This window comes from Bacillus sp. FJAT-49736, from assembly GCF_018343615.1.
Classification (GTDB): domain Bacteria; phylum Bacillota; class Bacilli; order Bacillales; family Bacillaceae_C; genus Margalitia.
Window position 1 is genome coordinate 1588 of the sequence record NZ_JAGYPI010000007.1, and the last position, 15104, is coordinate 16691.

Sequence of the window (15104 nt, forward strand, 5' to 3'; positions counted from 1 at the left end):
CAGGCAGGTTACCCACGTGTTACTCACCCGTCCGCCGCTAATCATCAGGGAGCAAGCTCCCATCTGATTCGCTCGACTTGCATGTATTAGGCACGCCGCCAGCGTTCGTCCTGAGCCAGGATCAAACTCTCCAAAAAAGTGTTTGATATAGCTCATAAAAATTTAAAACATTGACGTTTTGTTCTGTTTAGTTTTCAAAGATCAACATCAATCACTGTTTATCAGCGACTTTTCTATTCTACAATATTTTGATGTTGTTGTCAACATCTTTTTTGTTTCATTTCTTGCTCTTCGTTTTGTTGTTCCTTACCGGACAACGAATATAAATATACCACCATTCTTTTGAAGATGCAATAGTTTTTTAAAACTTTATTTCACATATTAATATTTTAGAATAATATATTTAGTGTATAACTTATCACCTCTCGGCTTTATAACACTAAATATAAAAAGCTCCTTATAAACAAGGAGCTTTTTAAATATAATTTAATCTCTATTTTTCATTAATGGGAACAATAATACATCTCTAATTGATGCTGAGTTTGTTAATAACATAACCAAACGGTCTACCCCAATACCTAATCCCCCTGTTGGTGGCATACCATATTCTAAAGCTTCCACAAAATCCTCATCCATCATATGTGCCTCGTCATTTCCCTGTTCACGTTCTTTTAATTGATTCTCGAAACGTTGACGCTGATCGATTGGATCATTTAATTCTGTAAAGGCATTTGCGTGTTCACGGCCAACAATAAATAATTCAAAACGGTCAGTAAAACGTGGATCTTCATCATTTTTCTTTGCAAGAGGAGAAATTTCCACAGGGTGTCCATAAATAAAAGTTGGCTGAATAAGCGTTTCTTCAACTTTTTGCTCAAAAAACTCATTTACGATATGGCCAAATTCCATATGCTCTGTTATCTCTATCCCATGTTCCTTCGCTAAACTGCGAGCTTCTTCTACGGACATTTCTTTCCAGAAGTCAACACCAGTTACTTCCTTTACAGCGTCAACCATATGTAGACGACGCCACTCAGGCTCAAGATTAACCTCATATTCACCATATTGAACAGTTGCACTTCCTAGAACCTCTTTTGCAATATGGGCAATCAGGTTTTCTGTAAGACTCATAATATCTTTATAATCAGCGTAAGCCTCATATAATTCAATCATTGTAAATTCCGGATTATGTCTAGTTGAAACTCCTTCATTTCGGAATACACGTCCTATTTCATATACCTTTTCTAAGCCACCGACAATAAGTCTTTTTAAATGCAGTTCAATTGCAATTCGCATATAGAGAGGGATATCTAATGCATTATGATGAGTAATAAACGGACGGGCAGATGCTCCACCAGCAATAGCATGCATCATTGGTGTTTCTACCTCTAAATATCCATGGTTGTCCAAATATCTGCGCATTGATTGAATAATCAAACTGCGGGTAATGAATGTTTTTTTGCTCTCATCGCTCATAATTAAATCTAAATAACGTTGACGATAACGCTGTTCAATATCCTTTAATCCATGAAACTTATCTGGTAAAGGACGTAAAGATTTTGTTAATAAAACAAAGCTTCCAACTTTTATAGAAAGCTCTCCAACCTTTGTTTTGAAGACCGTACCCGTCACTCCGATAATATCACCAAGATCTAGTGAATCAAATAGATCATAACTCTCATCACCTACAGCATCTTTACGAACATATACTTGAATTTGACCTTGTAGATCCTGAATGTGAGCGAAACCAGCTTTCCCTTTACCACGCTTTGTCATGATACGGCCAGCAATAGTGACTTCAACGTTTTTCTCATCTAATTCTTCTTTTGAGAGCTCTTCATAAAGTTCTTTAATTTGCTCAGTGTTATGTGTTCTATCAAAACGTTTTCCGAACGGATCAATCCCATTCTCACGAATAGCTTGCATTTTTTCTCGTCTTACGAGCACTTGATCATTTAATTCCTCATTACTCACGATTAACACTCCAATCTATTATTTCGTACCCTATAATATCTGCTTAATAAATATACCTTATTATTGTACACAATCTTAAGTTTTCAGACATCTATTATGTATAGTTTTTTCATTATTAGTGAAGAAACTGCCAGAATAACCGGCAGTTTCTTCATCGTTTAACCAACTTTAATTTCATTTGATTCCATTTCTTGTACGAAATTCGTTAAAGTCTCTACTAACTCCGCACGTGTATTACTGCTATTTACCGCATTTCTTACTTTAGCATTGCCCTTAATTCCTTTTAAATACCAAGCAGCATGTTTTCTCATTTCACGTACTGCAATATATTCATTCTTAAGCGCAATTAGGCGGTCCAAATGAAGTAAACAAACGTCGATTTTCTCACGTATAGATGGTTCTCCCGATAATTCACCAGTTTCTAGATATTTTACTGTGCTGTAAATCATCCAAGGATTTCCTAATGCAGCACGCCCTATCATAACACCATCTACACCTGTTTCTTCAAGCATACGCTTAGCGTCCTGGGGTGTTTCCACATCTCCGTTTCCAATGACAGGAATTCCTACGGATTGCTTCACTTCCCGTATGATATCCCAGTTAGCTTCCCCTTCGTACATCTGTACTCTAGTTCTGCCGTGTAAAGAAACTGCTGCTCCGCCTGCACGCTCAACGGCTTGAGCATTTTGCACAGCATATATATGATCTTCATCCCAGCCTGTTCTCATTTTTACTGTTACTGGTTTATCGACCACATCTACCACAGCTGATACCATTTCATAAATTTTATTAGGATCAAGCAGCCACTTCGCCCCTGCTTCACATTTGATAATTTTGTTTACTGGACAGCCCATATTAATATCAATAATATCTGCATTTGTATTTTTATCTACAAATTTGGCCGCCTCTACTAGAGTTTCCTTTTCTCCGCCAAAAATTTGCAGACTTAAGGGCTTTTCACGTTCATCTATATATAAAAGGTTCATTGTCTTTTCATTTTTAAGCACAATTCCTTTATCACTTATCATTTCAGCACAAACTAGCCCGGCACCAAACTCTTTTACCGTTAAGCGGAAAGCAGAATTACAAATGCCAGCCATTGGTGCTAAAACAACTCGATTTTTCATTTCGATATTTCCTATTTTTAGCACATAGTCTACCTCCTTAAATTATTCGTTTAAATCCTCCGGAGGGGTAAGCTCATCTACTTTTATCTCAAGTAAGGTCGCCACTTCCTTAAGAAAGCTTTCCGTTGGCAGACGGCTGCCTCTTTCAATTTCTCCTAATATTGATACAGAAATCTTCAAATTCCTTGCTAATTCTTCTTGCGTATATCCTTTTAATTTTCGAAAAGCGCGAATGCGTCTTCCCCATTTATCTGTTTCCATAAGCGAACTCCTTCTTTATCAGGTATTCCGTTTAGAATTTCATTTAAAGGGGCTTTCCAAGTCGGTAACTGAATGGATGGTTCGATCTCCATTAGTGGTATCAGGACAAATGCTCTTTCATGCATCCTTGGATGAGGGATTATTAGTTTCTCTGATTTTATATTGTCGTTATTAAACAGCAAAATGTCAAGGTCTACCGTCCTAGGTCCCCATCGTATATCCCTAATTCTCCCCAACTCCTTCTCGGTATGTTGGCAGACATCCAGTAGTTGTTCTGCGGAAAAGGTCGTTGCAATCTTCACAACGATATTCAAAAAATTACCTTGCTCTGTATATCCTACCGGTTCCGTTTCATATATCGAAGACATCTTTAATAAATCTATTTCCGGATGATTCGAAAGCTCTTTTAAGGCATTCTTCAAATAGTCCGCTCGGTCACCAAGATTAGAGCCCAACGACAGATAAGCAATATTTGTCATCTCGTTAATCTCCTTGTTATTTCCACCGCTACAGATTGATAATGTCCGGGAATTGGCGGATCCGGCTTTATTACTTTAACAGTTACTTGGTCAATCATGCGAAATTGTTCCAAGATGGAATATGCTATTTTATCGGCTGCAGCTTCCAACAATTTGTAGGGTTTCCCCTCCATAATGTTTTTGCAGAGCTCATATATTTCTGCATAACTTACAGTATCATTTAAATCATCGCTTTTTCCCGCTTTTGCTAAATCTAGTTCGAGCACTAAAGAAACACGAAAACGTTGTCCCAATCTATTTTCCTCAGGTAATACCCCGTGGTATCCGTAAAATTCTAGTTCATTTAAATAGATTTTATCCATGATACTCTCCTTTACCTACAAGCACATCCATCATTCTAGCCATCCTGCTCATTTCTTTGACATCATGCACCCTAACTAGATGGCATCCCTTTTCTATTCCATAGCAAATGGTAGCACCCGTTCCTCCCATTCGCTCTTCTACAGGCAGATTTAATATTTGGCCAATCATCGATTTTCTAGATGTCGCTAATAGAACGGGGTATCCCAGACCAACCAACTTGTCCAGATTTTTCATCATTTCAATATTTTCCTTTACATCTTTAGCGAATCCAATTCCCGGGTCTAAAATAATATTTTCATCCTTAACACCAGCTTTTTTGGCAATGGATATACTTTCGTAAATATCACTTAACACATCACGAATGAAATTCGTATAATTCCTGTTCTCTCTGTTATGCATCAAAATAATTGGAACATCATGCTCAGCAGCTACGTTCGCAATTTCTGGGTCCTTCTTCGCCCCCCACACATCATTAATGATGTGTGCACCAGCTTCTAGTGCTTTTTTTGCTGTTTTCGCTTTGTATGTATCAACAGAAACAGGAATCTCTAGCTCCTTAACTAAAGTTTCAATAATAGGTACAATTCTCATTATTTCCTCTTCTGCACTAACGGGGTCATGTCCTGGGCGAGTAGATTCCCCACCAATATCTATAATATCTGCTCCGTCACTTACCATTTCTTTAGCGTGCAGCAATGCTTTTTCGCTGTCAATAAATTTCCCTCCGTCAGAAAAGGAATCAGGTGTCACGTTCAATATTCCCATGATCATCGTCTTATGCTGGAAATCTAAGCGGTATGGTCCGCATTGAATTACATGATCCATTCTTGAAACTCCTTTCACACCAAACATACATATAGTCTATACCTTTTCTACATTACTCCACAACCAAAATCCATTTTTTCGCATACAAAAAAGCAACCAGATAAACCGGCTGCTTTATTGTTTATTCCTCAAACTGATATAGAGCAGTACTTAAATAACGTTCTCCATTATCCGGAACAATCGCTAGTACCTTTTTGCCTTTTCCTAATTCCTTCGCAACCTGTAGTGCGGCATAAATTGCTGCACCACCGGAAATTCCGCTTAGAATCCCTTCCAGTTTAGCAACTTTTCTAGATGCCTCAAACGCTTCTTCCGTATTAACATGAATAATTTTATCAAAAATCTCACGGTCTAAAGTATCAGGAATAAAATTTGCTCCCAGCCCTTGGATTTTGTGAGGACCAGGTTTTCCTCCCGCTAAAATTGGAGAATCCGCAGGCTCTACTGCAAATATTTTAATATTTGAATACGTTTCTTTTAATACTTTTCCTGCGCCGCTAATCGTACCTCCTGTACCAATTCCAGCAACAAATGCATCAAGCTGGTCTCCCATTTGGTCCACAATTTCCTTGCCTGTTGTAAGACGATGGACTTCAGGATTCGCCTTATTCTGGAATTGTTGGGGCATGAAGTATCCATTTTCTTTTACCAGTTCCTCCGCTTTGCTAACGGCACCTCTCATCCCTTCTGATCCAGGTGTCAATACAAGCTGCGCTCCATACGCACGAAGAAGGTTTCTACGCTCTAAGCTCATCGTATCAGGCATCACCAGAACAGCATTATATCCCTTTGCTGCGGCAACCATCGCTAAGCCTATTCCGGTATTTCCACTGGTTGGTTCAACTATAGTATCACCGGCTTTAAGCTCCCCAGCCTTTTCTGCTGCCTCAATCATAGCTAATGCGATTCTGTCCTTTACACTGCTGCCAGGGTTCATATATTCCAACTTAAGAAATATTTCTGCATCATTTTCTCCGCCTGTACGATTTAACTTTACAATAGGTGTTTCACCAATTAAATCTGTTACAGAATTTACTATACGAGCCAAGATCATCCACCTCAAATTCCGAGTATTTTTATTGGTTTAATAAATTCAAATTATCACTTGCTAAAACTAATGTCAACGAAAATGCTTCGACATATATTTTCTATATTTTTTTAAAAAAGAGCAATAAAAAGACACAAGCATAAAACTTGTGCCTCTATTATTTCCCATAAAACCATTTTACATGATTTTCTTTCCAAAATGATTCCGGTGTTATGGAATTTTCTATTGAATTTAAAGCAACCTGCCGTTTAATTTGGTCTTTTACTTCTTTAAAGGAATAAACTTTACCATTAATCCTATCGGTTAATTGTACTACTGCAAAATGTTCTTTAAATGGGATCGGATTACTATATTGGTCTATCTTAAGATTTTCAATAATATTCAAAAATTCCTTCGAATATTCCTTCGAATCCTTAGAAATATAGCCAATATTCCCTCCTTGCGGACTCGTATCCGGATCAATAGAAGCCTCCATCGCTAAAGCATCAAAACTGGATCCACTTTTTAAAGCTTGAATTATTTGTCGCGCATCTTCCCTTGTTTTTACTTCAATGAGTGAAATTTTGTAGGAGGTTGGAATTTGATAGTAATATTGATTATCATCATAATACTTTTTCAACTGTGCTTCTGTTACCTTTACATCTTTTGTGATCAATTTATCGAAAAGTAAATTCGCTTTAATATTTTTCTTTAATTGGTCATCATCTAATGATTGATCATCAGGATCTCGTAGTGTTTTCACGAGCATCATTTCCTGATTCATTTCATCTTCACTTACAGATATTCCATATTTTTTGGCCATTTTACTAATTAGTTTTTCATCAATAAGATTTCTTAGAACATCTTTTCCGTTCTGCTGCTCCATTGCCAAAAGCCATTCCTGCCTCGTAATCTTCTCATTACCGATAGTAGCAACTACTTCATTTAAATTACTATTTGCCAAAACTGATTTGTTCTCATTGTTCTTATAGATATATAAGAAGATGGTACAAATATTAAGTAAGATTAACCCTACAATAATGTACAAAAGCTGCTTTTTCCCCAAGCCCCTCTCTCCTTATTTCGCTTCTTTTACTAATTCTTCTAGCTCTTCCTTTGAAAACACATATTTCGAATTACAGAAATGACAATGCGTCTCCGCTTGTCCATCCTCATGTATCATTTCTTCTATTTCTGTTTTTCCTAAACTGATAATAGCTGCTGCAAATCTTTCTTTCGAACAGTTGCACTTGAATTGGATAGGCATTCTTTCTAAAATTTTTACGTTGCCTTCCCCGAGTATTCTGGTTAATATTTCCTCCGGATTTAATCCCTGCTGAATAAGTTTTGAAATGGGCGGGCTTGCTTGAATACTTTTTTCAATTTCATCAATAACCTCTTCTCCAGTACCTGGCAAAAGTTGGATAATAAAGCCACCGGCCGCTAAAATACTATTGTCAGGATTCACGAGCACACCTACACCGACGGAGGAAGGAACCTGTTCAGATCTGGCAAAATAATAGGTAAAGTCATCTCCTAATTCACCGGATACAATGGGGACTTGTCCAGAAAAATGTTCTCGCAACCCTAGATCCTTTACCACTGTTAAGGTGCCCTCTGTCCCAACTGCACGTCGTACATCCAGTTTCCCGTGTTCATTTAAATCAAAATGTGTTTGTGGATTTGTTACAAATCCCCGAACATCACCTTTCGCATTACTATCAACAATTATCACACCAATAGGGCCATGACCCTCTATTTTCACTGTTATCTTCTCTTCACCTTTTAACATGGTTCCCATCATTACACCTGCTGTCATTGCACGTCCTAGTGCTGCTGAAGCCGTTGGCCATGTATAATGGCGGCGTTGTGCTTCACCTACAGTTTCTGTGCTTTTTACCGCGTATGCACGGACCTGCCCATTAAAAGCTAAAGCTTTAACTAAATAATCACTCAATCTTCTGCTGCCTCCTTTTTATTCGCTTGTATTCCTTTTATAGATCAGGCTTAATCCTTTCAATGTTAAAAAAGGATCCACAATATCGATTAATTTTGATTCACTTGCTATTAAACTGGAGTGTCCCCCTGTTGCAATAACAATTGGCTCTTTCTTACTGTTTGCTTTCATCCTCTTAACAATACCCTCTACCTGTCCAACATATCCATATACAATGCCCGCCTGCATTGCTGCAACCGTGTTTTTCCCTACAATTCCCTCTGGGCGTGTAATTTCAATACGAGGTAATTTAGAAGCTCTAGAATATAACGCTTCCGCAGATATGCCAATTCCAGGTGCAATAGCACCTCCCAAATATTGGCCATCCTCATTAATATAACAGTAGGTTGTTGCTGTACCAAAATCAACTATAATGAGAGGACTGCCATATTCATGTATACCAGCCACTGCATTAACTATGCGATCCGCTCCCACCTCGCGAGGATTATCATATTTAATATCCAATCCTGTCTTCACACCAGGACCCACAATTAATGGCTTCACATTAAAATATTTATTGCACATACGTTCTAAAGCATAATTAATAGGAGGAACAACGGAAGAAATAATAACACCATTGATATCCTTAAAATGAATTCCCACATGTTGAAATAAGGAATTAATAATCATTGCATATTCATCCTCAGATTTAAAGCGATCTGTTTCCACTCTCCAATGATGCTTAAGTTTTTCGTCATCATATATTCCTAAAACAATATTTGTATTTCCGACATCTAAAACAAATAACATCCTATCACCACTTTAATTAGTATCATTGCATGCCAACATCATACCATATTTCGATCAAAAATTTGGAACGGTTTTGTTTCGTAATGCTCTATCCATAAACTTCGTTAATATTAGTAGACAAAAGCTTTATATCATTCATATATGATAAGAAGAAAAACACTTTTATAAAAATATGTCCCGGAACCACGTCTAATTTGGATTTGGTATAATTCGCAAAATGCAACAAGTTAAAATCAGCTTTTGGATTTTAACAATCTAAACGAAACAACCTTTCGTAAAAACGATTATACTGAAAAACATTTAGAAATGGAATCATTTATAAAGAAAGCAAAAGGGACATCGGTTCACTAGGAATTCGATGTCCCCTTGTATATTCGCCTTTATTCTTTTGGTTCTTCAGGGTTATCCTGATTATTTGTTTTGGTTGGTCCAAATTTTTCAGGTTTTGCAACTTCGTCCTTTTTCTCCGTAATCTCCTCAGGTTTCTTTTGGAAATTTACTTTTAAAGAATCAGATTCTGTATCCGATTTTTTTTCTAATAAAACGGAACTACTTCTATCAGGTAATGTTCCGTGATCATATAAAGAACGGATTTGTTCCGCATCCAATGTTTCTACTTTTAGTAAGGTCTGTGCAATAAGTTCAAGCTTATCACGGTTTTCCGTAAGAATTTTCTTCGCACGTTCATAGCTTTCTTTAATTATTCTTTGGATTTCCCGATCGATTTCAAAGGCAATTTCATCTGAATAGTTTTGCTCATTATTCAAATCCCTGCCCAAAAATACTTGACCACCTTGAGCTTGACCAAATTGTAATGGACCTAGCTTATCACTCATTCCAAATTCTGTTACCATTTTACGAGCAATATTAGTTGCTCGCTGGAAGTCATTTGAAGCTCCTGTTGAAACTTCACCAAAGGTAATTTCTTCTGCGACACGTCCGCCTAGTAACCCGGTAATTTTATCAAGCAGTTCGGGCTTCGTCATAAAATAACGGTCTTCCTTTGGAAGCATCACGGCATAACCGCCTGCTTGACCACGAGGGACAATCGTAACCTTATGAACCATTTCCGCTTCATCTAAAACTAAACCGATAACCGTGTGGCCACCTTCATGGTAAGCAACGATATTTCTTTCCTTTTCAGAAATTACACGGCTTTTCTTAGCTGGACCTGCAATTACACGGTCTGTAGCTTCATCTACATCTTCCATATCGATTTTTTTCTTGTCTTGTCTAGCTGCAACAAGAGCAGCTTCATTCAGTAAGTTTTCGAGGTCTGCACCTGAAAACCCAGGTGTTCTGGCAGCAATTGCTTTCAAGTCTACCATTGGATCTAATGGCTTATTACGTGCATGAACTCGCAGTACTGCTTCACGTCCATTAACATCCGGACGATCCACTGTAATCTGTCTGTCAAATCGACCAGGACGTAATAACGCTGGATCGAGAATGTCTGGGCGGTTTGTTGCAGCAATGATAATAATTCCTTCGTTAGCACCAAACCCGTCCATTTCAACCAGTAACTGGTTCAAGGTTTGTTCACGTTCGTCATGTCCTCCACCTAAACCGGCACCACGTTGACGACCAACTGCATCAATCTCATCAATAAAAATAATACATGGTGCATTTTTCTTCGCATTTTCAAATAAATCACGGACACGGGAAGCACCAACACCGACAAACATTTCAACGAAATCAGAACCGCTTATGGAGAAAAACGGTACACCTGCTTCTCCAGCCACTGCTCGAGCTAAAAGAGTTTTACCAGTTCCAGGAGGTCCGACAAGCAGTACCCCTTTTGGAATTCTTGCGCCTAACTCGGCAAATTTTCTAGGGTCTTTTAAGAATTCGACTACTTCAACAAGCTCTTGCTTTTCTTCATCTGCACCAGCTACATCACGAAAACGTACCTTTTTCTTATCATCATTGTACAGTTTCGCTTTACTTTTACCAAAATTCATGACACGGCCACCGCCGCCTTGAGCTTGGTTTAGCAAGAAGAAGAAGAGAATAAAGATAATAACAAACGGTATGATGGAAGTGAAAAAGGATACCCAACCGCTGGTTTCTTTTGCCATCATGACATTCACTTTTGTTTTCGCAGTTGCCTTATCGATGCGATCAAGCGCTGCTTGACTATTCATTACATATGTAAGGAATTGTTCTTTGTTATTCAGCTCTCCTCTAACTTCATACACGCCTCTCTCAGGCTGCATGGAGAAGTTTTTGACATCCCCCTTTTCTAAGGAAGAAACAAATTGATCATATGATATATTCTTCGTAGGCTCATTGTTATTGTTAAAGTAACTAACGATACCAATAAGAACGAGGAATAATAATACATAAAAAATGGTATTTCTAAATATTCTACTCATTCCTTACCTCCTCCCACGTTCAGAAAACTATAATAAATAGTATCATAGAGAATCTTGACTTTTCAACAATTTACACTTTTGGAAAGTCTCATTTCTAAACCGTATTAATATTTCCTTTATATAGCTATTGTAAACCTATTCATTCTTGGTATACACTTCCGGTTTTAACACCCCGATATATGGGAGGTTTCGATACCGTTCAGCGTAATCTAAACCATATCCGACTACAAAGGCATCAGGAACAATAAATCCAACATAGTCAGCTTCAATATTTGCCTTTCGTCCGGTTGGTTTATCAAGCAATGTTACAATTTTAATGGATTTTGCTTTTCTGTAACGAAATAATTCAACTAAATAACTTAAAGTCAGCCCACTGTCGATGATATCCTCAATAATAAGGATATCACGCCCCTCAACGGATGTATCAAGATCCTTTAGAATCTTGACTTCCCCTGATGATACTGTAGATTTCCCATAGCTTGATACGTCCATAAAGTCCATTTCGAGGTAAGTATCAACCTGCTTCAATAAGTCAGCCATAAACAAGGTCGCACCTTTTAAAACACCAATTGCTAATGGGAAACGTCCTTCGTATTCTTTTGTAAGTTGTGCAGCTAATTCTTTTGTCTTATGTTGTATTTCTTCTTCTGATATTAATACCTTTTCAATATCCTTTTTCATTAATTTGGCAGCCCCCTAGAAGATGATTGTTTACTGTATTTTAAAATGTAATAAACCCTATTTGGTACAGGTGGCTTGTCGTAACAGGATTTTTTCAATTGTGGTAGCCACAATATATTTCCTTTCCGGTCTGTTACAATTGGCCATTTTTCCCGTTCATCTATCGGAACTTTTTTATCAATAAATATATCCTTCACTTTTTTCGTTCCATTTAATCCTTTTACTTTCATTCGGTCTCCAATCCGTTTTGTTCGAACAACAAGAGGAAGTTCAATATCATTCACTTCTATACAAATCGTATCATTCCCTTGATTCTTTTCCGGATGCTTCCCTTTGATCATATGAATCATGAATCCATTTGGGAGATTCACGATATCACCATCATTTATCCTGAATTCATACGGAACATTCTCTTCTTGCTTTTCAAATAAAAAACGGCATGTTTCATAAGACCGGGTTACCTTTAAACCTAATGGTAAATGCAGTTTTCCAGAAGGCTGATGGGGATTCTTCAATAATTTAAGAATCGCTTCCATATGAACGGCTGTAAAAGTACCAGGATTTTCTTTATAGAGATAGTTTAATATTAGTTGAATCCCTCTCCTTTGTAAAGGCAAAGGCATTGTTGAAAAGGACCCAATATGAATGGAGATTTCTTCATCCGTTTTATTCCATACTTTATTCATTTCCCGTACTGTTAATTCCTGCAAAAATGATTCATCTTCCAATATTTCCTCACTGAATCGTTGAAAATGTTCATGCACATGACCATTTTCTTTTTTTAAGAATGGGAGCACCCTCCTTCGAAAACGATTTCTAGTATATTCTTCTGACTGATTACTAGGGTCCCTGCGAGGACTTAGTTCATAAAAATGACAATATTCTTCTATTTCTTCTTTTGTTATACAAAGAAACGGCCTAATAAGCTCTCCGTATTCTAATTTTCTACGAAGTGGAATTCCTGCACGTCCCTTCCCTGAACTCCCGCGTGTTAATCTCATCATAATGGTTTCAACTTGATCATCACCATGATGACCGAGGACAAGCTTGTTCAGCTTATACTTTTCCATTGTCTTTTCAAAGAATAGATATCGATACTTTCTTGCAGTTTCCTCTATTCCTTTTCCTTCTGTATGTGCTAATTCATTTATATTAATTTGCCCGGTTGCAATATGTATTCCACGGTCACGGCAAAATTCTTGTACAAATTTCAAATCATTATAAGACTCTTCTCCTCGCAGCATATGGTCAACATGTGCAACAGTTATAGAAATAGAATAATATTCCTTCTTTCGGGATAAAAAATCGGCTAATGCTAAAGAGTCTGGTCCACCTGAAACTCCAATCAAAAGGGCGTCTCCCTTTTTTAGCAGTTCATGTTTTTTTATAAATTCTGCTACCTTTACTTCAAATGAAAGCATATGTATTCGTTCCTTTAAATATCTAATATTAAAAATATAGTACCATTTAATTGTATACACATCGAAAATTAAGCATTATTTTTTAAATTGAAGGTCGTCAGAAAAGGGAGACATTGTTTGACTCCCTTACATTAAATGACCGTATACATATAGTATATACAAAAATGAAATGACTAATATAATCATAATCGTTTCTAAAAGACCAGCAATTTTGTTATATTTCCTTCTCTTCACCCTTGAAACCGGCTTTCTTGTTTTGGAAGTGCTTAGGTTTACGTAATGATTTCTTTGCGTATCTCCATCACTACTGGACAATATTTTCAATAGATCCTCTCGCATTTCTATAGCAGATTTATACTTACTTGAAATAGCCTTACACAAAATATCCTGGTATTTCGCTAATTCTGGTTTTTCCCTTATGACTTTTTTCAACTGCCCAAGCCCAGTACCCTGTTTAGAAAACCGTCTTGGATAATATAAATTGATCATTACCATCGCTACAGCAAATAAATCATAACTTGGCTCTGCCTTTCTTGAACCTGCCTGCCAATAACCCCTATCAAAAAATTCTGTATACTCTTTAATAGCTCTTCCTAATAAAGTAGTTCCTCCTACATCAATACAGCGTATTCTTGTCGGTGGACCGGTCACAATTAGATTTTCGGGTTTCAAATCTCCAAACACCCATCCTTCTCGATGCAGACTTTCTAGATCTTTTAAAAGTTGAAGCATTAAAACACCGGTCCATGCATGACCTTTCTTTTGAATAAATGTTAAAAGATCAGGACCATGGATATATTCCATAACATAAAATGGAACTCGTTTTCCTTGTTTTTCCCAATCATCTATTTCTAGCAAAGAAGGCCCGAGGGTACTCCCTTGGACCTTTGAAAATGATTTAAGGACATTTACCTCTGAGGTAATAGACATAGTATCATTACTCATTTTTAATGCAATATACCCTTGTCTTCCTTCTGCTAAGTAGACAACTCCATTTGCGCCGGATCCCAACTCCCGAATTAAGGTGTAATGGTTTTTATTCCATTTACCGGTTATAACAGTGCCTGATTGAAACCTATATTGATTCTTCAAAGTATTGTTCATCATCACGAGATAGAAATCCCCTTAAAGAACGTTTTTTATTGAAATATGCCAGCGCTTCTTTTAAAGCCGGGCCGGTTGGAGTAATACCACCTACACTTAATTTAGAAAATATCGTGGCTAATGATTCCAAACGAGGTGTCCAATCCAGCAATTTTTCGACATCTTTCTTTTTCCCGGGAAATACAAAAACAGAAAATTGATTATTTCCCATTCTTGCATTTAAGCTCAATGATAGGTCCAGCAACGCTTCTTTCACTGTTGGAAGCTTGTGCTTCATACTGGCACTCGTATCGACAAGAATCAACACCTCTAGGTCTACCGTTTCACCAAGTTCGTCTACTACCTCCATTACCTCTCCCCTTTGGTCAGGAGGAAGCTCCTCCATAGAGGTATTTCTTCCTAAAATATGTTTTAATTCTTGGTTCACAACACTTTGCAGAGTTTGGGTCATAGCTTTTCTAGTTACCATTTGAACAGTTTGCGACAAGCTCTTGGCATAAACAATTTGACTTACTCCCCCACCCGACATGGAGATTCCTTCAATTTCCTTCATACCCTTTTCATCAATCACATCATTTTCCATAACTCCAATTACATTAATCGTAATTCCTTGTTCTCTTGCCAAGGCAGCAATGGCAACTGGATCATCTCCTTGATTTGAACAACCATCTGTAATCAATAGTATTTGCTTCAATGTTCCTGTTTTCAAAGTTTTTCCCCT

15 protein-coding genes are annotated in these 15104 nt (G+C 37.4%); all 15 read right to left on the minus strand.

The genetic code is table 11. The annotated features are described in order from the left end of the window. Positions 1-486: 486 nt before the first annotated feature. Positions 487-1974 carry a lysine--tRNA ligase gene (gene lysS, locus KHA87_RS21055; protein ID WP_213096104.1) on the minus strand — a complete coding sequence of 496 codons (1488 nt, stop codon included), beginning with the start codon at positions 1972-1974 and terminating at the stop codon, positions 487-489. Positions 1975-2132: 158 nt separating this feature from the next. Next, positions 2133-3125, minus strand: coding sequence for a tRNA dihydrouridine synthase DusB (gene dusB / locus KHA87_RS21060; RefSeq protein ID WP_213096105.1), 993 nt, complete (start codon positions 3123-3125; stop codon positions 2133-2135). Between the two features lie 18 nt (positions 3126-3143). Continuing rightward, positions 3144-3362: a helix-turn-helix domain-containing protein gene (locus KHA87_RS21065; RefSeq protein WP_213096106.1), complete on the minus strand. Its 219-nt coding sequence runs from the start codon at positions 3360-3362 to the stop codon at positions 3144-3146. Continuing rightward, positions 3314-3841, minus strand: coding sequence for a 2-amino-4-hydroxy-6-hydroxymethyldihydropteridine diphosphokinase (gene folK / locus KHA87_RS21070; protein WP_213096107.1), 528 nt, complete (start codon positions 3839-3841; stop codon positions 3314-3316). The genes KHA87_RS21065 and folK overlap by 49 nt, the downstream gene beginning before the upstream one ends. After that, the gene (gene folB, locus KHA87_RS21075; RefSeq protein ID WP_213096108.1) at positions 3838-4203 is read right to left on the minus strand and encodes a dihydroneopterin aldolase; all 366 of its coding nucleotides are present in this window, start codon (positions 4201-4203) and stop codon (positions 3838-3840) included. Before folB ends, folK begins: the two co-directional genes overlap by 4 nt. Further along, entirely contained in the window at positions 4196-5029 is an 834-nt protein-coding gene (gene folP, locus KHA87_RS21080) for a dihydropteroate synthase (protein ID WP_213096109.1), read from the minus strand. The genes folB and folP overlap by 8 nt, the downstream gene beginning before the upstream one ends. Positions 5030-5150: 121 nt before the next feature. Beyond that, positions 5151-6077 carry a cysteine synthase A gene (gene cysK / locus KHA87_RS21085; protein WP_213096110.1) on the minus strand — a complete coding sequence of 309 codons (927 nt, stop codon included), beginning with the start codon at positions 6075-6077 and terminating at the stop codon, positions 5151-5153. A 157-nt stretch (positions 6078-6234) separates the two neighbouring features. Next, positions 6235-7122: a peptidylprolyl isomerase gene (locus KHA87_RS21090; RefSeq protein ID WP_213096111.1), complete on the minus strand. Its 888-nt coding sequence runs from the start codon at positions 7120-7122 to the stop codon at positions 6235-6237. Between the two features lie 12 nt (positions 7123-7134). Then, positions 7135-8013, minus strand: a complete 879-nt coding sequence (gene hslO, locus KHA87_RS21095; protein ID WP_213096112.1) for an Hsp33 family molecular chaperone HslO — start codon at positions 8011-8013, stop codon at positions 7135-7137. Between the two features lie 18 nt (positions 8014-8031). After that, positions 8032-8802, minus strand: a complete 771-nt coding sequence (locus KHA87_RS21100; RefSeq protein WP_213096113.1) for a type III pantothenate kinase — start codon at positions 8800-8802, stop codon at positions 8032-8034. Positions 8803-9182: 380 nt separating this feature from the next. Next, positions 9183-11177, minus strand: coding sequence for an ATP-dependent zinc metalloprotease FtsH (gene ftsH / locus KHA87_RS21105; RefSeq protein ID WP_213096114.1), 1995 nt, complete (start codon positions 11175-11177; stop codon positions 9183-9185). 135 nt (positions 11178-11312) lie between these two features. After that, entirely contained in the window at positions 11313-11858 is a 546-nt protein-coding gene (hpt, locus tag KHA87_RS21110; RefSeq protein ID WP_213096115.1) for a hypoxanthine phosphoribosyltransferase, read from the minus strand. Continuing rightward, positions 11858-13207, minus strand: coding sequence for a tRNA lysidine(34) synthetase TilS (gene tilS / locus KHA87_RS21115; RefSeq protein WP_481748389.1), 1350 nt, complete (start codon positions 13205-13207; stop codon positions 11858-11860). Before tilS ends, hpt begins: the two co-directional genes overlap by 1 nt. Positions 13208-13405: 198 nt before the next feature. Beyond that, positions 13406-14386 carry a serine/threonine protein kinase gene (locus KHA87_RS21120; RefSeq protein ID WP_213096151.1) on the minus strand — a complete coding sequence of 327 codons (981 nt, stop codon included), beginning with the start codon at positions 14384-14386 and terminating at the stop codon, positions 13406-13408. Further along, entirely contained in the window at positions 14355-15092 is a 738-nt protein-coding gene (locus tag KHA87_RS21125) for a vWA domain-containing protein (protein WP_213096117.1), read from the minus strand. Before KHA87_RS21125 ends, KHA87_RS21120 begins: the two co-directional genes overlap by 32 nt. Positions 15093-15104: the final 12 nt, after the last annotated feature.